Here is a 23,425-nt window from a genome sequence, read left to right as displayed (position 1 = left end):
GTCAGACATGTCAGGAGAATGACAGTTATAATGCCAGCGAGGAGATATTTCTGCAGTATTGTCGTAGCCGTTACACCTCGTCGCTTCGGTCGGTGATCATGGTCCCTACTCCCTCAGCAGTGAAGAGTTCCATGATCAGGTTGTGGGCAAGGTTGCCGTTGATGATGTGGGCATAGGGAACCCCGCCATGAAGGGCACGAAGAACTGCCAGCACTTTTGGGATCATTCCTTCGGATACTACGCCTGATGCAATCAGATCCTCGGCATCCTGTGGTGTCATCCGCCGGTATACCTCAGTCCGCTCACGGTTCATGATGCCATCCACATCAGTCATGCTGATCAGTTTGTGTGCACCAAGAGCGATTGCAAGTTCACCGGCTGCGGTATCTGCATTGATGTTCAGATCATTGCCGCTCCGGTCAATGGCAAGCGGAGAGATGACGGGGATGAACTGGTTATCAAGCAGAGTATGGAGGAGAGCAGGCCGAATCTCTTCTATCTCCCCGACATGCCCGAGATCAACCTCTTCCTCCCGGTTGTCAACTCTGACCTTCTGCCGGTCCATCTTTCTGGCGATGATGAGGTTGGCGTCATTTCCAGAGATTCCAACAGCCCGCCCCCCGGCACGGGAAACGAGGGACACTATCTTTGAATTTATCTTGCCGACAAGGACCATCTGGGCAACTTCCAGGGTGTCATCATCAGTTATCCGAAGCCCGGAAACGAAACGGGGCTGTTTCCCCATGGCCTTCATCTTCTCGGTGATCTCAGGCCCTCCTCCGTGAACAATTACACACTTGATTCCGACCAGCTGGAGGAGAACAACATCACGGATGACCGTGTCCATGATGCAGGTGTCGACCATGGCATGACCGCCCAGCTTGATGACCATGCTCCTGCCATGAAACTTCTGGATGTAGGGCAGTGCCTCCATCAGAACGTCTTCACGCTTCATGTGGTGTACTTCCCGTTAATCTCAACATATTTTTCAGTCAGGTCACAGCCCCAGGCCGTCGCATGCTCTTTTCCAAGGGCAAGGTCAAGTTCAATCCTGACCTCACCGCCGGAGAGGGCAGCCTTCGCCTGTGAGAGATCTGCAGCGATAGTTCCCCGGTCGCATACCTGTGCCCGGATGTTCCGGTTCGCAATCCAGCATGAGACGATCTCAGGATCTATCTCTGCACCAGACCGGCCGGCAGCAGCAACGATACGTCCCCAGTTCGGATCCTCTCCGTACACGGCGGTCTTAACCAGGGGAGATCCGACAATGGTCCGTGCGATGAGGTCTGCGTCATCTTCGGTCAGAGCGTTTCTGACAACAACCTCGATCATCTTTGTGGCTCCCTCCCCATCCTTTGCGATCTGTTTTCCAAGGATGGTGCAGCACTCCTCTAGAGCTCTGGCAAACTCATCCTTCGGGACTTTTCCTGCTGCTCCGGTTGCGGTGAGAAACACCACATCATTGGTACTGGTATCTCCGTCAACCACAACCCGGTTAAAGCTCCGTCTGACTGCTGATTTAAGTGCACCCTGCAGATCCTGCTGGCTTATTTCTGCATCGGTGTACACATATCCGAGCATGGTGCCCATGTTTGGTGCAATCATCCCTGATCCTTTACATATACCACCGATAACAAAACCGTCACGCTCCACAAGAGCGTGTTTTTCGGTCAGGTCGGTTGTCATGATGGCCCGTGCTGCGGTGATCTCTGCATCCGCACTATGGGTGAGGGTTGGGGAGATGCGTGAGCACTGGTCCCGGATCAGGGGCAGGTTCAGGTACCGGCTGATGACTCCGGTACTGGCAACACCAACCGTCTCCGGTTCTACACCAAGGTACTCACCGGCAATTACTGCCATCTCCATGGCATCTGATATTCCCTGTTTTCCAGTCAGGGCATTTGCACATCCACTGTTTGTTATGGTGGCGGTCAGGTATCCCTTCTTCATCCGTTCACGCATGAGGATGATGGGGGCTGCGCTCGCCTTATTCATGGTAAATGCAGCTGCTGCAGTTCCTTCCGCCTCAATAAGTGCAAGACCATATTTGCCCTCTTTGATTCCTGCTGCTTTTACTCCCTCTATCGCACAAATTGACTGCATTTTACGCATCCTTATCGCCAGCCAGGGACCAGACAATGTCCTCTCGGGTGATTATTCCAACAAGCCTGTTATTTTCTGTAACACAGAGCCGATCAATCTTCTTCTCGAGCATCTGCTGTGCTGCAGATTCGATATCATCATCCGGGGAGATGGTGATCACCGGTTTACTCATGATGTCTGCTATCTTCTTTTGTCTGATATCGGTCAGGGCCTTTTTGGTATGTTCCCAGTTGATAAATTCCCTGACTGGAAGTTCGATGATCTCAAGGGGGGATGGAAGCCAGAGATCATCAGAGGGTCCTTTTGTCATGAGGAGCTGTATGATATCAGTCTCGGTAACGATACCAACAAGTGTATTCCCCTCAAGAATGGGAATTCCACCAATCTTTCTGCTGCGCATTACTCCGGCAACATCAGCAATTGAATCGCCTGCCTGACAGGTCACCGGGTCCTTGGTCATTGCATCTCGAACAATCATATTCTCTCCATCAGGGAAGCATCCCCGGATTCATCAGCCCGAGTGTTTCGTCCCATCCGCACATCAGGTTCATATTCTGTATTGCCTGACCACTTGCTCCCTTTACCAGGTTATCAATGACTGATACGGCGACGATCCGGTCCTCTGAAGCTTCAACGATCAGGTCGCAGAAGTTGGATCCCCTGACTGCATTGAGGGAGGGTCGCTGATACCGGACAAATGGTTCGTTCCGGTAATAATCCTGGTATAATTTCTCAACCTCTTTCTGCTCGAGTGGTTCATCAAGCAGGATATGTGCGGTGGTCAGAATACCACGGTTCACCGGAAGCAGATGGGGGGTGAAGTAACACCGGGCCTTTGATCCAAGGTGGGCTAGTTCCTGTCTCATCTCGGCCAGGTGACGGTGACTGGTCAGTTTATATGCCGTCAGGTTGTCCCCGACATTTGGAAAGTGGGTCGTTGCTGACGGGCTGTCACCGGCACCTGATACCCCAGTCTTTGAGTCATAAATGACTGTATGAGCTTTTTTTGCCAGGGGAGCTGATGCCAGGGTAGCACCAGTTGGAAAACAGCCAGGATTGGAGACGAAGGGTGCATTTTTACAGGCATCACGATGTAATTCACATAATCCATAGGGGATATCTTTCCATGCGGTATGTGGCGTCCCGTAGACTTCTTCAAAGACTGCTTTCGGGAGCCGGTAATCAGCAGAGAGATCAATTATTTTTATTCCCTGTTCCATCAGGTCCGGAACATATGCCATGGCGGCCGTGTGTGGGACTGCGAGGAATGCGATATCTGTATCAAGTGCAGATATCTCCGGGTTTTCAAAGGTAAGATCACAAAAACCTTTGAGATGGGGATGTTGTGACGTCACCGGCCTTCCTGCCAGCTGTCGGGATGTTGCGACATCAATGGTCACATGAGGGTGTGATTGCATCAGTCGGATCAGTTCGCCACCGGTGTATCCGGAAGCGCCGATGATTGCAGCTTTCATAGAAGAGTTTCTCATTTTTTAGAGGTTTAATACTATCATTATTACGGCTGAATCGCGTTTGAATTGTAAATCATCCTGAAACATGTATGGTTTCAGAAGGATGTGGTTACCATTTTGGCCTTTCTTCCTAAATGTGTACTAGTTATGAGTGATCCGGCAGCCCCGAAAGAAACCGGGCAAAAAGTAAATGCAGAGAAACCGGGGAAAATTACGCCGGCAATGCAACAATTTTACGATGCAAAGCAGCAGTACCCGGACTGTGTCATCTTCTTTCGGATGGGTGATTTTTATGAGACGTTCTGTGAGGATGCCCGGATTTGTGCCAGAGAACTTGATATCACCCTGACCTCACGGGGCCGGATGCCGGACGGTCAGGAGATTCCGCTTGCCGGGGTTCCGTACCATGCTGTCGATACCTACCTGTCCCGCATGATCAGCAAAGGATACAAGGTCGCCATCTGCGAGCAGGTCGAGGATCCGAAAAAAGCGAAAGGGATTGTGAAGAGGGCGGTTGTCAGGGTCGTCACACCGGGAACCGTCATTGATGCCGCTCTCCTCTCAACCGAACAGGCACGATACCTGATGGCAGTCTGGCCTGACCTGAAAAAGAAACGGGTCGGGCTTTCTTTCATCGACATTTCAACCGGTGATTTTCAGTTTACCGATATCCCCTTACAGGATATGAACGATGGCATCCGGTCTGAAGCAGCACGATATCATCCGTCGGAATGTATCATCCCTGCAGGTGCCGGTGAGGATCTGGTACGGTTTTTGCATCTTGCCCTACCGCTTGTATCATCCCAGGATCCCTCATTGTTCACGATGGCATCCGCAGAGGAGGTTCTCTGCCGGCAGTTTGGTGTCACATCCCTGGAAGATCTGCCCTGTGCCGGTTATCCTGCAGGAACCATTGCAGCAGGGGCTGCCCTTGCCTATGCCCAGAAGACTCAGTTTGATGCATTATCCCATATCAGGTCAGTTCATCGATCAGATCTCCGATCACACCTTGTCCTTGATGCCGTCACCCTGCGAAATCTGGAAGTGCTTTCGAATATCCGGGACCGGACCGAAGAAGGGACCCTTGTTGTAACCATTGATATGACCCTGACCCCGATGGGGCGCCGTCTGCTGAGGCGACGGATTGCAGCACCCCTTCTGGATCCAGATGCGATTAACCGCAGGCTTGATGCCGTTTCATATTGTATTGACCGGTCAGCAATCAGGCATGAGGTTCGGACCTGTATCCACCGGTTCCCTGATCTTGAGCGGATTGCCGGCCGGATCAGCTATGGGAATGCAAGTCCACGTGACCTGGTAACCCTTGCAGGAGCACATGAATCGGTGAAAAATCTCAAGTCTATCCTTTCTAACGAGAGTAACATTCCTGAAGAACTGTCTGATGCAATCGCCGGAATCAGGGATATTACTCCTCTCGCTGATCTTATTACCAAGGCAATTGCCCTGGATCCACCCGCCCTGGTCAGAAAAGGTGGTGTGATACAGGACGGGTATCATGAGGAGCTTGATCATCTCCGGTCTATCTCACGGAACGGGAAGCAGTGGATTGCGGATCTTGAGCAGCAGGAGAAGGAACGGACCGGGATAAAATCCCTGAAAATAAAATACAACGCGGTTTTTGGATACTATATCGAGATAACAAAAGCAAATCTCGCGAGCGTTCCTGATGATTATGAACGCCGCCAGACAACAGCGAACGGAGAGCGATACACCGTTCCTGCACTCCGCGAGATGGAGTCACAGATTGCAACGGCAGATGAGCGGCTGCTGAGTCTTGAAGAGGAGATATTCAGGGATATTCTCGAAAAGGCCAGCCTGGAGGTCCCGGCCATTCAGGAGATCGCCCAGGCGGTTGGAATGATTGATCTCTATGCCGGACTTGCTGAAGCAGCACTCAAACACCAGTATGTCAGGCCTGAACTGATTGATGAACCAACCCTTCTGATCCGGGAGGGGCGTCATCCAGTGGTGGAAAGCAGCATCGGAGGAGGATTTGTCCCCAACGATGCAGAGCTCTCGGCAGGGGAGGACCAGATTCTCATCATCACCGGGGCAAATATGGCCGGAAAGTCCACATACATGCGGAGCGTGGCCCTGATCATCATTCTTGCCCAGATGGGGAGTTATGTTCCAGCAACCTACGCCAGAGTCGGGGTTGTTGACCGGATATTTACGAGAGTCGGAGCATTTGATGACCTTGCCTCCGGGCAGAGTACCTTTATGGTCGAGATGATGGAGCTTGCAACTATCCTCAACCATGCAACGGAGAGGAGCCTGGTCATATTGGATGAGATCGGCAGAGGGACCAGCACCCTTGACGGGTACTGTATTGCAAAAGCGGTCCTTGAACATCTTCATGGAAAGAGGTCAAAAGGGCCGCGATGTCTTTTTGCGACCCATTTCCATGAGATAGTCGGGATAGAAGCAGACCTAAAGCGAGTCAGGAATTGTCATTTCGCGGTAAAGGAGACTGACAGGGATATCATTTTTCTCCGCAAACTGGTGCCCGGTGCAACTGACCGGAGTTATGGTATTCATGTAGCTCAGCTGGCCGGAGTCCCGGCTTCGGTTGTCACCCGGTCTGAAGAACTGATGAAACGTATCATGAGCGGGGAGGATCCGATGGGCGGAGGTGTCAAGCGGTACACCCAGATGATCCTTCTTGATGCAGGAACAGAGCCGGTGAGAGAGTCAGGGCCGGATCCCCTCCGGGAAGAACTCCGCTCGCTTCAGGTGAATGAGATCACACCGATGCAGGCACTTGGCATCCTCGCCGGTCTGCAGGAGAAAGCACAACATCCATGATTGAATCTGCCCCGGTCATCCAGGTCCTTGATGAATCCACCGTCCATCTGATCGCTGCCGGTGAGGTGGTGGATCGTCCGGTTTCAATCGTCAAAGAACTGGTTGAGAATGCGATCGATGCAGCATCATCACGGATTACGGTGGAAGTCTCAACCGCCCATGGTGCGATATCCCGCATCCGAATCACCGATGACGGGGTTGGGATCCCTTCTGATCAGGTCAGTATTGCCTTTCTTGCCCATGCCACAAGTAAAATCAGGACCGGTGATGATCTGCTTTCATGCCGAACTCTTGGGTTTCGGGGTGAAGCACTGGCAAGCATTGCAGCAGTCTCCTACGTGACGATGGTTACAAAGCCAAAGGAATCGGAGACGGCAATCAGGTTTCGGATCACGGGGGGAGAGGTCGTCGAATGTGCCGAGACCGGTGCTCCAAACGGGACTTCGATAATGGTTGAGGAGGTGTTTTTCAACACACCAGCCAGGCGAAAGTTCCTGAAAAGCCTGCAGACAGAGGTTACTCACATCACATCCCTTCTTGAGTCATTTGCCTGCCTGTATCCGGGCATCACCTTCAGATATCTCGTAAACGGGATAGAGAAGTATTCCACCCATGGAGGATCTGACCTTTCTGATATCTTCCGGGCATTGTACCCGTCTGAGGCGGGGATGATGATCCCCATCAGAGGCGAGGAAGGAAATACCCTCGTGACCGGTCTGATCTCACTCCCGAAACTGGTGAAGCAGAATAGGCAACGGTTTCTCATTGCAGTAAATGGTCGTCTTGTTCAGTCTCCTGCGATGATATCTGCAGTAAAACGGGCGTATGGATCGCTGATACCTGGCAATGTATGGCCGGTTGCGGTCCTGATGCTTGAAATCCCTCCTGCAGAGGTCGATGCGAACATCCATCCGACCAAGCGTGAAGTCAGGTTCTCTGCAGAACGAAAGATCCTTGACCTGCTTGTCCGGACCGTCAGGAGAGCACTTGAAGATGCAGATCTCCTTGACCTCCCGACTGAACCGGATGAAGATTCCCAGATCTCTCTCTCTGATATTCCTTCTCCGGCACCAACTCCGATCCGGTATGGGACGATGGCAGCAGCACCGGTTGCACGCCAGGTATGTGAAGCAACTCTTGCCGGGTACCGGACCACGTCACGCCAGCTCCTGCAGACGAGGTTACAGGAGAGTGTCGATGAGGGTCTGGTCAGGGATGAACGGTTTCCTGAACTCTTCTGGATTGGGCAGGTTGGTGGGACATATATTATCGCAAGTGACAAGACCGGGGCATTATTTCTCATTGATCAGCATGCAGCCCATGAACGGGTCAGGTATGATAAACTAAAAGAGCAGGAGTCTTTACACCTGAAAACCCAGGAACTGATTGCCCCGGTAGTGCTCACCCTCAGCCCTTCCGAGGCCGGGCTTATCCCGTCTGTTCTTCCGGTCCTCTCCGATGAAGGGTTTATTATTGAGCCCTTTGGTCAGGATACCTGGTGTGTACGGGGTGTTCCGGTGGTCCTCGGAAGATATGAAGATCCTGAAACGGTCAGGGAGATAATAGGAACCATCCTTTCAGAGGATGATGGACCAGTCAGGTTAAAAGAGCAGGTTCTCCGGCTGGTTGCCTGCAGGAGTGCGGTCAAGGCCGGAGCAGTGCTTACTCCGGAACAGGGGATGGATATTATCACCCAGTTGTCACAGACCGCTGATCCCTGGACCTGTCCACATGGCCGGCCGACGATAATCTCGTTTTCGTGTCAGGAATTAAGTAAAATGTTTAAGAGGGTATAGTTCGCAGAATCATTCATGAAATGCGATCTCAATAAATGATAGATAACAAATATTGATGGAATCATTCATGTCAAATTATTGTTTTTCTATCCATGCTTTGTCAATGGCCCAAGAACGTGATATTTCTCATGAGTGGATTAGAAAAACAATTGAAGATCCTGATTACACAGAATTGAGAGAAGATGGGACGATGCATTATGTTTCTGCAATACCAGAGAGGAAGGGGAAGTTTTTACGGGTAATTGTCAATCCATCTGTTCATCCACAAAGAATTATCACAGTGTTCTTTGATCGGAGGGTTCGAAAATGAAAATTACAATAGATTCTGCAAATGAGGCTCTTTATCTGAGGTTTCATGACTCACCGATTATGGATTCTGAGGAGATACAACCTGGAGTTATTCTCGATTATGATGAAGATAACCGAATTGTTGGTATTGAGCTTCTAAACATGAGTCAGCAGATAATAAGCAATATTATGAAAAATTTCTCAATAGAGACAAAGTGATGTCACATAATAATAAGCGTTGTGGGAAAATATTATGGTAATATCCTCATTTTATTTCCTATTTAAGGTTCAAATTATCAATTTTATGATCGGTGAATCCCAGTTGTCGAAGAACGATCAGAATATAATGAGATTACCGAGTATGCACAAGTCATAAGTCCTCATCTCATGATGAACTACATATCTGTGATTACTACAATCATGTAATATTTCCATATAAAAAACCTGTGCCATCTGGTATTACTCATGATCCAGCCTGAACGAATTACTTCTTTCAATAACCAGGAACCGAAGGGTTCGTACATCCTCTACTGGATGCAATCAGCGGTCAGGACCAGGTTTAACCATGCCCTTGAATATGCCATCGAAAGATCGAACGATCTGAAAAAACCACTTATCGTCGTCTTCTGCCTTGTCCGCTCCTATTCTGAGGCAACACCTGTTCATTACCGGTTTTTATGGGAAGGTCTTCAGGATGTGAACCGTTCTCTCTCCGAGCGGGGAATCGGATTTCAGATCCTGTCCGGGAGTCCGGTTGATATCATTCCCCGGATAGCAGACGATGCCTGCATGGTAGTTACTGATCAGGGCTGGATCCGGCTTCAGCGGGAATGGAGGCAGAAGGTCATTGATGCCGTTCCCTGTAAGGTAGTAGTTGTTGAGACCAATCTGATCGTACCGGTTCAGGTTGCTTCACCAAAAGAGGAATGGTCGGCAGGAACATTCAGGCCAAAAATTACCCGACAACTGCCTGCCTTTCTGCACCCCCTCACCACCCGGCATGTGCAGGTAGAATCGACGGACTATCAGCCATTCATGGAAATTTCGTCCGCAACAAAACGCGAGTTTAACCAGGAACCTGTTACTGATGATACTTCTCCTCAGTTCCTTCCCGGAGGAGAGACCGCTGCAGACCATTATCTCTCTGCATTTCTTTCCGGGACTATCGACCGGTATGAGGCCACCCATAATGATCCGACAGCCCGGGCAACATCATATTTAAGCGCATACCTTCATTTCGGCCAAATATCACCGCTTGATATCGCCCTCCGAGTGATGGACCATCCCGGACCAGGAACAAATGCGTTCCTGGAACAACTCATCGTTCGGAGGGAGTTATCACATAATTTTGTCTGGTATAATCCCCGCTATGATCATTATGATGGCCTTCCGGAATGGACGAGGAAGACCCTTGGGAAACACCGGATGGATTCACGGGAGTATTCATACACACTGGCAGATTTTGAGCAGTGCAGGACTCATGATACGGCTTGGAATGCGATGCAACTCTCGATGATTCGGACCGGCTATCTGCATGGATACCTGCGAATGTACTGGGGGAAAAAGATCCTTGAATGGACCGAAACACCTGAAGAGGCATATGCTGTTGCGCTTTCTCTCAATAACCGGTATGAACTCGATGGACGGGACCCGAACGGATTCTGCGGGGTTGCCTGGTGTTTTGGAAAACATGACCGGCCATGGAAGGAGAGACCTATTTTTGGAACCATCCGGTTCATGAATGAGGCAGGACTCAGGCGGAAGTTCAGGCTGGATGGATGGGTAGATCGGACACTTGAACTCTATTCCTGAACCTGATGTTGGCTAATTTACTCAAGGCCCCTGATAAGGCCCCTCTCTTTTGCAATCCTGATTGCCCTCGCCACTTCTTCAGGTGATACCCGGCGAAGAAGATCAGAAAAGTCGTCTGGACAGGTTCTCCTGATATCACCAGCCGGACGGTACTGGTCCATGATATTGAGCCAGGTATTCGGGGAGATCTGATCAGCGATGAAACGGATAATCTTTTCTGACTCTTCACTCCTTCCGGGGAGGAGAAGGTGCCGGATGAGGAGTCCGTGTGTTGCAATACCGTTCTCAAGGGCAAGGTCACCCACCTGACGATGCATCTCACTCAGTGCTGCCTTACAAATCTGTGGGTAATCAGGTGTATGTGCCAGTATGCTGCCTGTCCGCTCGTCTGCAAATTTGAAATCCGGCATATAGATATCGATGATTCCTTCCAAAAGCTGGAGTGTGTCCGGGTCTTCATATCCTCCTGTATTATACACAATCGGGATATGAAGACCGGTATCTGATGCAATCAGGAGCGCTTTCAGGATTGCCGGGAGTTGGTGGGTTGGGGTGACCAGATTGATATTATGGCATCCCTGCGCCTGAAGATGGAGATAGATGTTTGCGAGATCCTGTTCGGTTATTTCCCTCCCCATCCGCTCATGGCTAATTTCATAGTTCTGGCAAAACATGCATCCCATGGTGCATCCGGTAAAAAAGATGGTCCCTGATCCCTTGGTCCCCGATATTGGCTGTTCTTCGCCAAAATGCTGGCCGAATGAGGCAACATGGGGATGGATACCGATTCTGCAAAATCCATACTCCCCATCGGAGCGTAGGGCTCTGCAGTGACGGGGACAGAGGATACATGGTGAAGAACGTTCCTCTATTGCGTGTATCCGGGAAATGAGAAGTTCACGGGAGATGGTGAGGTACCCTGGACTGGTCATCTGTCAGGGGAATAGTCATCATGGCAGGAGAAAAAAATTGAGATCAGTTCCCTGTAGGGGTTTAAGATTAAAATTTAGATCTTATCTTTTCCGGCTATGTAGTTCAGTGGCTTTTGTCTCTTGCCCCTGACGACATCAAAACCCTGGGTTCTTTTCAGACGCTTCACTTCATCCTGCAGTTCTTCGATAATACCGAGTAAACGGTTTACCAAGGCAGGGTCAGAATTCGAACTGATAATATCAGGGGTGATTTCTTTTAGATATTCAGAAATTTCAGATTTCATAAAGATATTCGTGTATACAAATGGTTTCTGTGAATAAGTAGATTCGGATACCGCGAGATACAGACTGATTTCCGTACATAATCCATTTTCTTGCACTATTATTGTCTGATTGTTCTATAGGTGAGGAGATATATTTGAATGCTACATCCTGAAGACGGGGAGAATATAACTAATATTTGGGATTCTGGTTGACTGGTTACATGGACGAATTTTTTGACTCTGATGATTCTGTATCAATACACCGGTTCAATGCAATGCTTTCAGAGTTTTATCTGAAGAACCGGCGCCCCATGCCATGGAGGGACGAGATTACTCCTTACCGGGTTGTTGTATCTGAGATAATGCTGCAGCAGACCCAGGTCCCCCGGGTCCTGAAAAAGTTTGAGGAGTTTATGCAGATTTTCCCTGATTTTGCGGCTCTTGCGCAGGCATCACTTGAGGATGTCCTGCGGGTATGGCAGGGACTTGGCTATAACCGACGGGCAAAATACCTCCTTCAGATTTCACAGGAGATAATGAACCGGTGGGACGGAGTTGTTCCTGATGACCCAGCAGTACTACAGACGCTTCCTGGAATTGGCGCCGCAACTGCAGGATCGATAGTTGTGTTCGCCTATGATCGCCCGGTAGTATTCATTGAGACAAATGTCCGCCGCGTTTTTATTCACCATTTTTTTCAGGACCGGGGGAGCGTATCAGATAAAGAGATCTATCCGGTGCTCAACCGGACTCTTGACCACACGCACCCCCGGGATTGGTATTACAGTATCATGGATTACGGAACATATCTTGCGGGGGCAATAGAGAATCCGAACCGCCGGAGCAGGCATTATGCGGTGCAATCGAAATTCTCCGGGAGTGATAGGGAGATTCGGGGGAGAATCCTGAAAATCCTATTAGATGAGGGTCCTACAGCGGTTGACATCATCCATCAGAAAATCCAGAGTGAGAAGGAGCGGACGGATCGGATTCTCGGGCAGATGATACATGAGGGCCTTCTGATGAGGGATGGGTCTCTTATCCGGTTTCTTGATAGTAAAGACTTCTTTCTGTGAGTCACTTAAATGCGTTTTTGATGGCCTGCCTAATTTTTCAATTAGGTCTTCAACTTTAGAAAAGCTGCCTAATTAGAATATAGCAATCCTACTTCCTATTATACTTCGGCAGTCCATTTAAGTGTATCAAGAATCTCTTTTTGTCTGGATGAGAGCCCGGTTATCAGAACTCTGTCATTTCCAAGGCCGATGAGACGGATTTTTGTCAGTTCAAGAGCAATTTTTTCGGCAGTGTAAATAGATAACAGTCCCGATTTTTCATACTGTACATGAACCCAGTTGGTTATCACATGGGCGATAAATGCAATAAGGAACGCTCCGTTTCGCATAATTTCACTATCAACAGAAAGTGGGAATACTTGAAAATTTTTAATAAATGTAGTGAGGAAATTTTCAGATTTTGCTCGTTCCTCGAGCCATTCAAGGCAGGTATCCCACTGGTACTCAGGGTCTCCGGAAATGATGACCGATATTCCACTATTTTTTAAATATTTACCCAATGCTTTCTTTTTCACATCAACTAATATTCTATTATTCTGGACTCGCCATTGAAGGAATGGTTCATACTTACCAGCAACATCCGCAACTGCTTCGGCCGGATTCACCCACTTATAAATTGGTTTATCATTTAAATTTTCAAGAATGAGATTCACATCTTCGCTGAATCTCTCTCTGATCTCCTCCTCTTTTCGTGGGCTGTAGATGATATATCCCTTTAAATTCACTGTTTCTAGAGTGAGGTTTACCGGAATAACAAACAATGTTTCACCGCGGAAAATTTTGAGGTTTTTTGGATGCATCAAATCGGTCCTGTAATGCTTTATCTCCTCTTTTATTATGTCATGGTCAGGATCAAGTGGGAAGATAACAGGCAATTCACTATATATCGCTCCATACAGGTTCATTGATGATGAATAGTTTTTTCCTGATATGATTACGCCTTTTTTTCCAGAAAATAGGCGCATTCCGGCGTTAACCGCTTTGATGAGATCTGATGTGATGAGGTATTGGGCCGTTGAAAGATATCCGACGGGAATATTTTCTATATTATCGTAAAACAGAGCAATAGGTTCAATTCCATGGTGAGAGATTCCTTTAAACCATGATGTTTCCTGGATCATCGGAATGTTAACCGTGCTTATTCTCATATTTCCGCTTTCTGGTATCTGTGATAAGGAACGGCAGATACTGAGGTGTATTGATCCTTCTCCCAGTTTTTTCAAAAGTCGGGTAATGTTTTGTGCAGTTATTTTTAGCCCAGAAAAAAACCGTGGAAGAACAGTCCCGTCATACCATGAAGCGGGTGAATGTAATGCATCTGGATGATGAATACCTGCAAAAAGGAGGGTTAAAAAGAGCCTGACTTCATGGTCTGTCAGATGTGCTGCTAAGATCTCCTGAATATGCAAGGTTTTTACTGCCTGAAGATAGGGAATGAATTCTCCAAAAGCATAGACCCGTTCAGGGGTTTTTGCTTTTTCCCTTACTCTGACCGGTTGCCCATCGATATTTTTTCCCAGGTATCTGCTCTTTTGTCTGGTTCTCCTGGTTTCTTTATCGTAATAATAGGTGATCTCATACAGGTATTCATGCCCGTTGATCTTTTTGACACGGGTTGTAGTTTTCACATATCCTAATAGGCATGCAATATATTTTATAATTTTTTGTTTTCAGCATAATGAATTCTAAATTTGCATTAAATCTGGTTGCCTAAATTTATATCCTGAAATATTATTCTAAACAGCAATTTATAGGATCCCAAAGGCTAAATTTAATATATCTCAGTGATAATCTATAATTACCTCTCTGCATTAGAACCTGCATGGAGACACCCCCCATCCGAATAACACCTGACGCATACATGTGAAATGCCTCATTTCACACCCCCCATCAAATGTGTGTATCAATTCATGAGGTTCTTGTAGGAGGAGAATGTTCGATGAAGACCCCATTGGTCTCTGTGATACCCATTATCACTGGTTGACTGCCCCAAGGGAGCAGAGACCAATCCCCTTTCCTTAAAAATTTGTTTATGTTTCTATTCTATGTTCCGGTAACAAATAGAATAAACATTTTTCCTTCAATCACTGGAGGATCTTGAGCTGTTCCTTCGTAAATCTTCTCATCTGAGTAACCCAGATTTTCACATACAACAATCCGACAATTTGGATCAATAGATATTAGTCGTTTGGCTAATTTTTCGATTGGAAATGCAGGATCTCCAATAATACAGGTTTTTCTATGAGATCTTGTCATTTCACAGCATTCAGCAATTGCCTGGTCATGATTTCTTCCATGAGCAGTGACAAGATACAGGTTTGTTAAAGAGATACCTGTCTTTGCTGCACCTAGTTGTACGGAAGATATTCCGGGAATTATCTCTCCTCCAAGATAACCAAGTCCTGATATCATCGGATCCCCGGTTGAAAGTACGATTGCATGGGAAGGAAGTATCCGAAGTGCTTTGTAATCCTCAATGATCCGGACTTCTGCATGTTTGGAGATGTAGTTTTTGACAATTTCTAGAGCGCGTTCTGAACCGACGATAAGATTACCTGTTTGAATTGCTACAATAGCCGCTTCAGTCAGCATTCCCGGCCCGCACCCTACACCAACAATCTTCATCCGGAGTCTCCGATGATCGTTCCTTCCCGGTTCACAATGACAATCCTGACATTTGAGTGTGCGCTCTTATAGATCTGAAAAGATGCCTGCATGGCCGGCAGAAAGCGCTCGGTTGTCATGAATTCTTCAACGGTTGAAAACCCGGTTCCTTCAAGAATTGCGGGATTTACATATTTTAAGACAAGAGCAGGGAGACCGCAGATGGTAACCTCACCGGTGAGATGTGGAATAATAGTGCCCAGTCGGGAGCCAGCAAGGATGACTTTATGGTCTGGGAATAACATCCGGGCATATCGCATACCGATCCTGCCAGTGGTAAGCACGACCCGTTCTGCATGAACCGCCCGATCACATGCGGCCTGCTCCAGGTGATCATCCCAGGGTTCAACAAACCCTGTTGTACCAAGTATGGATATTCCTTCTGTAACTCCGACCATCTTATTCAGGGTTTTTTCAGCAACTTCTCTTCCCTGACGTGCAAAAATCCTGACCGCCACTCCAGATATCCCGGCTTCCTGCACAGCCTCCTCTATTGCGGTTTGTATCTCATCTCTGGCCATGTAAGAGACTGCTGGATCTCCGGATTTGTACCGGGGAGTGTCACGGCTCCATCTGCCGATCCCTTCGCCAAAGATAAGGGAAATTCCTGAATCGGTGACAGTTGCTTCTGCTGTAAAGACCAGTCCTGACGTCACATCTCCCGGATAGTCCCCGGAATATTTACTACATTCCCCGGTTCCTCTGTCTATTGACACCGGTATCTGAACACGAAGACCCGTAGGGGTAAGAATTGATACTTCAGTAATACCGGTTTTTTTGAGGGAGAGGACTGAAGCCTTGGCTGCAGCAGCTGCGGAACTCCCGGTAGTAAATCCACGCCTTCGTATCGTTCCATCTGAAGTAAGGACCGCAAGACCCTGACTGACAAGGAGGCGTGAGGTCTTGTCTGTACAGAGAGTGACCCATTCCTCCGGATATGTAAATCCGCTAACCGGATCCTGCATGTTACTCAATGGTTCCGGCCGCTTCCACGAACATGGTGATGATCTCATTCATGGCAGCAACGGCGACCGGAGTGCCCCCACGTGTTCCTTCGTTGGAGATCGAGGAGATATCAAAGGTCCGAAGGAGTTCTTTTGACTCTGCTGCGTTCACAAAACCAACCGGTGTCCCGATAATAAGGGCAGGTCTGATCCCTTTTTGAATCATATCGCACAGAACCAGAAGTGCTGACGGAGCATTTCCGATAACAATAATGGATCCGGTAAGGTGATCCCCAAGAGCCATAATTGCTGCAGATGTGCGTGTCTTCCCCCCGGTATCAGGTGATGAAAGGGTATCAAGGATACAGGTCACCTTACTTTTGTGTCCCTTCTTTTGGATCCCGGTCTGCACCATCCTGATATCAGTAAATATTGGTGCTCCCGCTCGCAGAGCTGCAAAACCGGCACTCACCGGATCTCCTTGAAACCGCATCAGGTCTGCCATTGCAAAATCACCGACAGCGATTGAGCAACGCTGGCGAATCCGGTCAAGGGGTCCAGCATCTCCGATGGTCTTCCTGGCCAGTTCCCGTGATGTACGTGATATGGCATATCCTTCCGGTGTATCAGCTCCGATATCGGTATAGGTATTAGTAGACATATTTCCGGTGGTACCCGCGGGGGGTGAACATTCCTCTGGCATCTGCATATCTCCTGAGCATTCGTGTCTCTTCACCGCCAATAAAAACAACGGTGTGCATGTCTACACTATCAAAAACGTCCATGACATTCGCAAGAGTGGTGACGATAATCGTCTCATCCGGACGGTAGGCATCCTTTACAATCCCCACCGGGGTTTCACCGGCGAGGTGTTCGCGTGCGATATCGACGACATCTTCAAACAGGCTGGTTCGTGTGCGGCTTTTGGGATTATAGAGTACAATAGGGATCCCGGCCGTACATAATGCCCTGATGCGTTTCTTTATAACATCACGGGGTGTAAGCAGGTCTGAAAGGCTGATGACAGCAAAATCATTGGTGAGAGGAGCCCCAAGCAGAGCAGCACCGGCACTTGCAGCCGTCACTCCAGGAATGATGTCAATCTTCAGGTCCGGAGCAATTCGTTCGGCCATCTCAAGGATAAGTCCGGCCATTCCATATACGCCAGGATCTCCACCGGATACCATGACGACATGTTTGTCCTGTGCAAGAGCAATAGCCTGCTTTGCGCGGTTTACCTCTTTTCCCATCTGACTTTTGATGACTTCCTGATGAGTAAATAAATGGGGTATCTGGTTGATGTAAAAGTCATTCCCGATGACAATGTCCGCGTTCTTTATTGCTTTTTCAGCTGCGATAGTCAGCATCTCCGGACTGCCAGGGCCTATTCCGACGACTGCGAGTGAGCCGGTGGGAGTTTGAGTTTTATTCTGCGATTGCGATGGTGACGTTTCCATAGATCTGTTTCTCCAGGATGAGGTGGTGATGGACTGATACAGCAAGTGCTGCTGGTTCTGCAACACCGGGAAGTCCGAACCGTGATGCAGCAGACTTTGAAGGGGGGGCCTCCTCATTCAGGTCGGATGGATCAAGAAAGATGATATTTCTGCCCAGTGTTCTGATCGCTTCAAGAAGGCCCGACTCATGAGATTTGATTGCGCCGGATGCATAGATGGCAATATCTTCTAAATTGATACCGGCCGCTTCACATGCGGAATGAATTGCCTGCATGATTTCATCTGCAGATGTTCCCAGCCTGCATCCGATACCGACCACATACGGTCCATCTGCAACAAGGAATGAGACTCCTGATCCCGCAATAACCATCCCGGGACCTGGCACCCGGTATACTCCGGCATTCCCGATAAGGACCGATGCGTTCGCCTGCCTGGTGGACCGGGTATTGATAACCCGGAGGTTTTCACGGGTTGCCAGGACTTCGACAGCTTCCCGTCCGGTTGCTTCGGTTGCGGTGGTGATGACCGGAGTTAGGTTGCATCTCTCCTGTAGCAGGTATGCAAGATCATTTGCTCCATGATGACCTCCCAGAACAGGTATTGCATACTGCATATCAGGACTTATCACGACAACTGCAGGATCTGTCCACTTGTCATGGATCAGGGGCGCTATATTCCGGATTACGATGCCGATTGCCATGATCGCAACTATCCGCTGTGTGGTCTGAAAGAGTTCAGAGAATAATCCTGAACGGTAGGGGATAAACTCTGCGTTAATTGCTTTAGCGATTCTCTCTCCCTGCTCCTGAAAGTACGGGAGCGCTGTTACAACCGTACTCATGAATAAAGGAATGACCTGATATGTCCTTGTGGATCTTCTGCAAATACTTCACCAATAAGCAGAAGAGCAGATTTTGTAATCCCTGCATCCGCCGCTTTCCTGGCAATGTCCTGCACCGTTCCCCTGATGATCTTCTGATCTGGCCATGTTGCGTGGTATATTACCACAGCAGTAGTCTCCGGGTGGCAGGCCAGGCGGGATGTAATCTCCTCAAGTTTGTCAGTTCCCAGGAAGACTGCCATGGTTTCGCCGGTCTGTGAGAGTTCGAATATCTTGTCTTTCTCAAGGGTTTTTCCAGCGGGGCGGGTGATGATGACCGATTCTGATACTCCCCGAAGTGTCAGCTGAGCCTGTAATGCTGCTGCAGCGCCAAAGAGCGATGAGACTCCCGGGACGACTTCGACAGATATGCCTTCCTGCTTTAGAAGATCAATCTGTTCAACGATTGCCCCATAGAGTGCAGGATCTCCTGAATGAAGTCTGATTACCGTTTTTCCTTCCCGAATTCCCCTGACCATGATGGGAACCATCTCTTCAAGGCTCATGCCATTACTGTCATACTTCTCGCCCGCCGGAGAACTTGCAACAAGGTCAGGATTGACCAGTGATCCGGCATATATCAGGATGTCAGCGGAGTCAAGGAGTCTTCGTCCCTTCACAGTAATGAGATCAGGATCTCCAGGTCCGGCACCAATAAACCAGATTTTATTCATATGTCACGCTCTGCATACAGGAGTGAGAAGTAACTGCTCTCTTCCGGAAGGTCATCCCCGGTGAGGACCTGCATACCGTCCATATACATCCGCTCCACCAGTGAAAACCTTGAGTACCCTTCTTTCCGGAGATTTTCTGCCAACTCATGGGGTTTTCTGACTTTCATCCGAATCAGGGATTTTATCGCACTCCCGTCGGTGACACAAAATCCCCCGGTAATGGGAAGCCCGGTCTCAGACATGAGTGCCGTTATTGATGAGATGCCGGGAACAGTACCTACGGTGATATCCGGATATCTCTCCTTCAGGATAACCGTGAGACGGGAGAAGGTTGAAAAGATATTCGGGTCACCAATGATTCCAAAGACGACATTCTTATCCCTGGCATCTGTCGCAATCTTTTCAGAATTCTCGATGATCTGCGCCCGAATCATCTCTTCGTCATGACTCATGGGAAAGGGAAGTTCAATGGGGGTGCAGTATGGCTCAACCAGACGCCTTGCCAGACCGCCTGGAATATACACAACATCTGCTTTCTGCAGCATGCGAACCGCCTTGAGGGTCAGAAGCTCAGGATCGCCAGGACCAAGACCCACTCCGGTGAGCATCAGGCAACCCCTCCGGTGATGATGAATACCGGGTCAAGGGGTTTGAGCATAAATCCCCCGGCAAGGGGCATACTTTTTGAAACCTGAACAAGGGTGACGTCATGAAACATATCAAATTCCTGTAATGTTGATTGTGCAATATTGAGCGTTTCAAGAAGAACTGCAGTGATAACAATGGTTTTCACCTTCAGGTGAGCAAGCCGGGTGATGATATCAGAAAGATTCTTCGACCCCCCAACGAAGGCTTTATCTACTTTTTCCAGAGAGGAGAGAATAGAAACAGCGTTGCCAAAGTGCGGTGTTACATTTGCAAAACCACTCTTTCGCAGTTCTTCACAGGTCCATCGGTATGCTTCCTCTCTGATATCCATGGCATGGACATGAGAAACCAGTGGTGCAGCGGTCAGGGTAACTTTTCCGGTCCCACACCCGATATCAGCAAAAATATCTGCTGGTTTCAGATCCAGTTTGTGCATGGCTATTGCCAGCACTTCATCCTTTGTTGGTCCGCCTGTTGGTGGTTTATCCGGTGGACGATGTATCATATGCTCCGTATACATTAGCGGGTGCCCTTCAAAAGTGATTGGTTTTGAACATTTCAGAGGTCAGATACCCGGTAGTTTATCCGGGTTTTCATTGTGTATGAGTGATCGAACCGGAATTGACCGGTTGTTTGTCTGGTTAAACATGGTCACCCGTTCAAAAACCCTGGTAACCATCCCTCCGGTTGTCAGAATAAGACTGGTTCGCCCGTTCATTGCCTGGAGGATACATTTGTCGATGACTGCATAGGAGATATCCGGAGTCAGACCCCATTGGCGGGCACAAATTTTTGCCCTGCTTCCCATCACTCCGATGGTGTCACATGAAGTCCTGGCAAGAATCGCCTGTATATGTGGTCCGGATATCTGGTCAACATCCCCGACATGTATTGTCCCATATCCATTGTCAGAGAGGCGGATTGATCCATGATGATCCTGCTCGATGATTCTGATGATGTCAAGGACGGTTCTAGGTAAGGTTCCCGGTGTTTTCATTCCCCTGCTCTTCAGTTCCTGCGAGAGCTCAAGAAGTATCGGCGTTTTCAGCCGTGCCCGCCTGACCAGTTCTTTATCTGAGAATGCCTCTCCCGGAGTTCCAGATGCTATTATCCTACCCTTTTCCATCAGAACTATACGGTCGGCCCAGGGATAGGCAAGCTCAACGTCATGGGTGGAGATGATGATAGTTTTCCCCTGGTGGTTGAGTTCATCAAGGAGGTCCATAATGTCTTCGCTTCCGGCAGGATCAAGCATGCTCGTAGGTTCGTCCAGGATGAGGACATCAGGATCCATGGCAAGGATCCCTGCGATGGCGACCCTCTTCTTCTCCCCGCCTGAAAGGTGATAAGGAGGACGCTTCTCAAAACCTTCGAGTCCGACGCTATGCAGCGCATCTGTAACTACCTGCTTCACCTGTTCATCTGAATAATCCAGGTTCACCGGTCCAAATGCGACATCCTGCCATACGGTAGGTGCAATTATCTGAACATCCGGATCCTGAAAGACAAACCCGATCTTCTGCCTGATCTTCCGAAGTGATGCACGATCATATGAAACCGGGTTTCCATGGAAGGTAACCAATCCCTTGTCTGGTCGTATCATCCCATTGAGGGTGAGGAGGAGGGTGGATTTTCCTGCTCCATTAGAACCGACCAGAGCAATCTTTTCTCCTCTCTGAATACGGAGGCTGATAGCTAAGAGTGCAGGGGAGGCATATGGATATGCATATTCGAGATCTCTGAGTTCGATGAGTGGTTCCATGTGATCTTTTCCTTTACCCTGATGTCCAGAGGATCATGCCGATGATGATGAAAAGATAGATAGAAACAACAGAAAGAGATCTCCATTCCATTGGATTATAGGTGATCATTTTTGCGTATTTTCCATTATAGCATCGGCAATCCATGGCATGAATAAGATCTTCGCCCGCATCCCATGATGTGATGAAGATGCTCCCAAAGAGCATGCTGTAGGATTTGATTGCTTCGCGGGGTTTGGTGTATCCAAGACGCATCTGTTGTGCGAGATATATCTGGTGGGCTTTTTCCATAAAAATGAAGATGTACCGGTAGATGATCATTGAAAGGTCAATAAACAGGTCAGGGACTTTCAGTTTTTTCATGATACCGAAGAGATCGGTCATGGGTGTTGTCAGGGATATGAAAAACAAAGCGCACATGCCTCCGAAAACTCTAGCGAAAATATGCAGTCCCTGATTCAGGCTTTCCTCAGTTACGGTGAGGGTAAGCCAGGAAAATACCTGGAATGACCATATTTCTGTCACTCCCTCGGAAAGAAAAATGATGACAAGTGCGCTCAAGAGTGCAAAGCTGAGCGGAATTTCAAGCAGTTTCAGATAAAACTTGAAATTTATCTTTGCGATAACAATGATTACGATACTCAAAGATATCGCAAGAAAACAAGGGACAATATAATTTGGCGTTAATAAAACAAGGATGATTGATCCAATACCAAGAAGAAGTTTGGTATATGGATGGACCTGTAGAAGGGCATTATGTTGTGCTGCTTCTTCCAGGAAATCATGGGCAAACATTATTGATTCAATTTTGATTTATTTTTCGTTGTCCTAGTAAGTATCCAAACCCCAGTCCGAGAATAATTCCGCCAAATGCTGCCTGAAGTGCAAATAATCCAGATTCGATCTCACCGGATGGGGGTGCCCACTGGGGAATCAGGGGGGCGACATCATCTTCTGCAACTCCGGTCAGTTCAGAAACAACTGCTGATCCAACGCCGTCTGAACCTCCGAACTCTGCATCCGGGTTGATGGAAGCGGTGTAGAGAAACACTCCGATGAACAGGATCACAATGATTCCGACGATAATCTCAAATTGATATTTCATTTTTCACTCTCCCCGTGCGGCTTTGATCTTCTCTTCAGAGAATATTTTCATTCTGACAATAATGTCTGGTTTAATATCAACAATGTATTTGAACACCAGTGCGAGCACAGCTCCTTCCAGGATTGCCAGTGGAATCTGCGTTATTGCAAAGACACCAAGGAAGGTTGCAAACAGGCCCCCGAATCCAAGGTCTCCAGCCGGTACAGCCAGGGTGAGCTCAAGAGCGGTGATGACGTAGGTGAAGAGATCAGCGAGAGCAACGGCGATAAATACCGTGATATACATGTTTAGTTTGGTATCACGAAGAGCGCGGTAGACATAGTATCCCAAAAACGGACCGCATATTGCCATCGAAAATGTGTTTGCACCAAGGGTTGAAAGCCCACCATGTGCCAGGAAGAGTGCCTGGAAGAGGAGGACGATAAATCCGATGATGGTGGTTACGAAAGGGCCGAACACGATGGCTGAGAGGCCGGTCCCGGTAGGATGGGAACAACTTCCGGTGACTGACGGAAGTTTGAGTGCTGAGAGGATAAAGATAAGTGCGCCACAAATACCCAGGAGTGGAAGTGCATCTTTATTCTCTGTAATGAGTTTTTTCAATTGAACGAATCCGTAAATAATGAATGGTAATGAAATAATCCACCAAATTGCCGCCCAAAGGGGCGGAAGAAATCCTTCCATAACATGCATAATGAGAACTCCTAAAGAAATTTTGTTTTATT

General features: G+C 48.3%; 25 protein-coding genes. 6 read left to right on the top strand and 19 right to left on the bottom strand.

Translation table 11 applies throughout. From position 1 onward, the window contains the following. Positions 1–70: 70 nt before the first annotated feature. From argB to argC, 4 genes are read right to left on the bottom strand one after another with little or no spacing between them, the layout of a single operon-like run. The gene (gene argB, locus KSK55_RS09655) at positions 71–955 is read right to left on the bottom strand and encodes an acetylglutamate kinase (protein WP_214419868.1); all 885 of its coding nucleotides are present in this window, start codon (positions 953–955) and stop codon (positions 71–73) included. Then, positions 952–2,103: a bifunctional glutamate N-acetyltransferase/amino-acid acetyltransferase ArgJ gene (gene argJ / locus KSK55_RS09650; protein WP_214421265.1), complete on the bottom strand. Its 1,152-nt coding sequence runs from the start codon at positions 2,101–2,103 to the stop codon at positions 952–954. The genes argB and argJ overlap by 4 nt, the downstream gene beginning before the upstream one ends. A 1-nt stretch (position 2,104) precedes the next feature. Then, positions 2,105–2,581 (bottom strand): CBS domain-containing protein, encoded by a 477-nt coding sequence (locus KSK55_RS09645; RefSeq protein WP_218606757.1) that lies wholly within the window; start codon positions 2,579–2,581, stop codon positions 2,105–2,107. Between the two features lie 10 nt (positions 2,582–2,591). After that, positions 2,592–3,578, bottom strand: coding sequence for an N-acetyl-gamma-glutamyl-phosphate reductase (argC, locus tag KSK55_RS09640; RefSeq protein WP_218606756.1), 987 nt, complete (start codon positions 3,576–3,578; stop codon positions 2,592–2,594). A 144-nt stretch (positions 3,579–3,722) separates the two neighbouring features. On the opposite strand from argC, the gene mutS reads away from it, so the two are divergent. From mutS to KSK55_RS09615, 5 genes are all read left to right on the top strand, one after another. Further along, positions 3,723–6,401, top strand: coding sequence for a DNA mismatch repair protein MutS (gene mutS, locus KSK55_RS09635; protein ID WP_218606755.1), 2,679 nt, complete (start codon positions 3,723–3,725; stop codon positions 6,399–6,401). Then, entirely contained in the window at positions 6,398–8,197 is a 1,800-nt protein-coding gene (gene mutL / locus KSK55_RS09630) for a DNA mismatch repair endonuclease MutL (RefSeq protein ID WP_218606754.1), read from the top strand. Before mutS ends, mutL begins: the two co-directional genes overlap by 4 nt. 67 nt (positions 8,198–8,264) lie before the next feature. Next, positions 8,265–8,507, top strand: a complete 243-nt coding sequence (locus tag KSK55_RS09625; RefSeq protein ID WP_218606753.1) for a DUF4258 domain-containing protein — start codon at positions 8,265–8,267, stop codon at positions 8,505–8,507. Next, positions 8,504–8,704: a DUF2283 domain-containing protein gene (locus tag KSK55_RS09620; protein WP_218606752.1), complete on the top strand. Its 201-nt coding sequence runs from the start codon at positions 8,504–8,506 to the stop codon at positions 8,702–8,704. The genes KSK55_RS09625 and KSK55_RS09620 overlap by 4 nt, the downstream gene beginning before the upstream one ends. 246 nt (positions 8,705–8,950) lie before the next feature. Beyond that, the gene (locus KSK55_RS09615) at positions 8,951–10,297 is read left to right on the top strand and encodes a deoxyribodipyrimidine photo-lyase (protein WP_218606751.1); all 1,347 of its coding nucleotides are present in this window, start codon (positions 8,951–8,953) and stop codon (positions 10,295–10,297) included. A 17-nt stretch (positions 10,298–10,314) separates the two neighbouring features. Here the strand turns inward: KSK55_RS09615 and KSK55_RS09610 are convergent, their stop codons facing one another. Further along, entirely contained in the window at positions 10,315–11,229 is a 915-nt protein-coding gene (locus KSK55_RS09610; RefSeq protein WP_218606750.1) for a radical SAM protein, read from the bottom strand. A gap of 74 nt (positions 11,230–11,303) precedes the next feature. Continuing rightward, complete coding sequence (locus tag KSK55_RS09605) at positions 11,304–11,513, bottom strand: hypothetical protein (RefSeq protein WP_214419877.1); 210 nt, start codon at positions 11,511–11,513, stop codon at positions 11,304–11,306. A gap of 200 nt (positions 11,514–11,713) precedes the next feature. Here KSK55_RS09605 and KSK55_RS09600 point away from each other — a divergent pair, with 200 nt between their 5' ends. Beyond that, positions 11,714–12,568: an HhH-GPD family protein gene (locus KSK55_RS09600; protein ID WP_256663974.1), complete on the top strand. Its 855-nt coding sequence runs from the start codon at positions 11,714–11,716 to the stop codon at positions 12,566–12,568. A gap of 98 nt (positions 12,569–12,666) precedes the next feature. On the opposite strand, the gene KSK55_RS09595 is transcribed toward KSK55_RS09600, so the two are convergent. The 13 genes from KSK55_RS09595 to KSK55_RS09535 all read right to left on the bottom strand — a co-directional run bounded on the left by KSK55_RS09595 (position 12,667) and on the right by KSK55_RS09535 (position 23,393). Then, positions 12,667–14,196 (bottom strand): hypothetical protein, encoded by a 1,530-nt coding sequence (locus KSK55_RS09595; protein ID WP_218606749.1) that lies wholly within the window; start codon positions 14,194–14,196, stop codon positions 12,667–12,669. Positions 14,197–14,611: 415 nt separating this feature from the next. Further along, positions 14,612–15,193 carry a cobalt-precorrin-7 (C(5))-methyltransferase gene (locus KSK55_RS09590; protein ID WP_218606748.1) on the bottom strand — a complete coding sequence of 194 codons (582 nt, stop codon included), beginning with the start codon at positions 15,191–15,193 and terminating at the stop codon, positions 14,612–14,614. Then, positions 15,190–16,197, bottom strand: coding sequence for a cobalt-precorrin-5B (C(1))-methyltransferase (locus KSK55_RS09585; RefSeq protein WP_218606747.1), 1,008 nt, complete (start codon positions 16,195–16,197; stop codon positions 15,190–15,192). The genes KSK55_RS09590 and KSK55_RS09585 overlap by 4 nt, the downstream gene beginning before the upstream one ends. 1 nt (position 16,198) lies before the next feature. Next, positions 16,199–16,837: a precorrin-8X methylmutase gene (locus KSK55_RS09580; RefSeq protein ID WP_256663973.1), complete on the bottom strand. Its 639-nt coding sequence runs from the start codon at positions 16,835–16,837 to the stop codon at positions 16,199–16,201. Beyond that, positions 16,827–17,633 carry a precorrin-3B C(17)-methyltransferase gene (gene cobJ, locus KSK55_RS09575; RefSeq protein ID WP_218606745.1) on the bottom strand — a complete coding sequence of 269 codons (807 nt, stop codon included), beginning with the start codon at positions 17,631–17,633 and terminating at the stop codon, positions 16,827–16,829. The genes KSK55_RS09580 and cobJ overlap by 11 nt, the downstream gene beginning before the upstream one ends. Continuing rightward, positions 17,602–18,474, bottom strand: coding sequence for a cobalt-precorrin 5A hydrolase (gene cbiG, locus KSK55_RS09570; RefSeq protein ID WP_218606744.1), 873 nt, complete (start codon positions 18,472–18,474; stop codon positions 17,602–17,604). The genes cobJ and cbiG overlap by 32 nt, the downstream gene beginning before the upstream one ends. Then, positions 18,471–19,187, bottom strand: coding sequence for a precorrin-4 C(11)-methyltransferase (gene cobM / locus KSK55_RS09565; protein WP_218606743.1), 717 nt, complete (start codon positions 19,185–19,187; stop codon positions 18,471–18,473). Before cobM ends, cbiG begins: the two co-directional genes overlap by 4 nt. Then, complete coding sequence (locus KSK55_RS09560) at positions 19,184–19,795, bottom strand: cobalt-factor II C(20)-methyltransferase (protein WP_218606742.1); 612 nt, start codon at positions 19,793–19,795, stop codon at positions 19,184–19,186. The genes cobM and KSK55_RS09560 overlap by 4 nt, the downstream gene beginning before the upstream one ends. Next, positions 19,795–20,340 carry a bifunctional cobalt-precorrin-7 (C(5))-methyltransferase/cobalt-precorrin-6B (C(15))-methyltransferase gene (locus KSK55_RS09555; protein ID WP_218606741.1) on the bottom strand — a complete coding sequence of 182 codons (546 nt, stop codon included), beginning with the start codon at positions 20,338–20,340 and terminating at the stop codon, positions 19,795–19,797. Before KSK55_RS09555 ends, KSK55_RS09560 begins: the two co-directional genes overlap by 1 nt. Positions 20,341–20,400: 60 nt before the next feature. Next, positions 20,401–21,597, bottom strand: coding sequence for an energy-coupling factor ABC transporter ATP-binding protein (locus KSK55_RS09550; RefSeq protein ID WP_218606740.1), 1,197 nt, complete (start codon positions 21,595–21,597; stop codon positions 20,401–20,403). Between the two features lie 13 nt (positions 21,598–21,610). Next, on the bottom strand, positions 21,611–22,390 hold the full coding sequence (gene cbiQ, locus KSK55_RS09545; RefSeq protein WP_218606739.1) for a cobalt ECF transporter T component CbiQ: 780 nt from the start codon (positions 22,388–22,390) through the stop codon (positions 21,611–21,613). A 7-nt stretch (positions 22,391–22,397) separates the two neighbouring features. Beyond that, positions 22,398–22,700 (bottom strand): energy-coupling factor ABC transporter substrate-binding protein, encoded by a 303-nt coding sequence (locus tag KSK55_RS09540; protein ID WP_218606738.1) that lies wholly within the window; start codon positions 22,698–22,700, stop codon positions 22,398–22,400. A 3-nt stretch (positions 22,701–22,703) separates the two neighbouring features. After that, on the bottom strand, positions 22,704–23,393 hold the full coding sequence (locus KSK55_RS09535) for an energy-coupling factor ABC transporter permease (protein WP_218606737.1): 690 nt from the start codon (positions 23,391–23,393) through the stop codon (positions 22,704–22,706). Between the last annotated feature and the right edge of the window lie 32 nt (positions 23,394–23,425).

This window comes from Methanospirillum hungatei (genome assembly GCF_019263745.1).
Classification (GTDB): Archaea; Halobacteriota; Methanomicrobia; order Methanomicrobiales; family Methanospirillaceae; genus Methanospirillum; species Methanospirillum purgamenti.
Note: the sequence above shows the minus strand (reverse complement) of the source record. Positions and strands in the feature narration are given on the sequence as shown.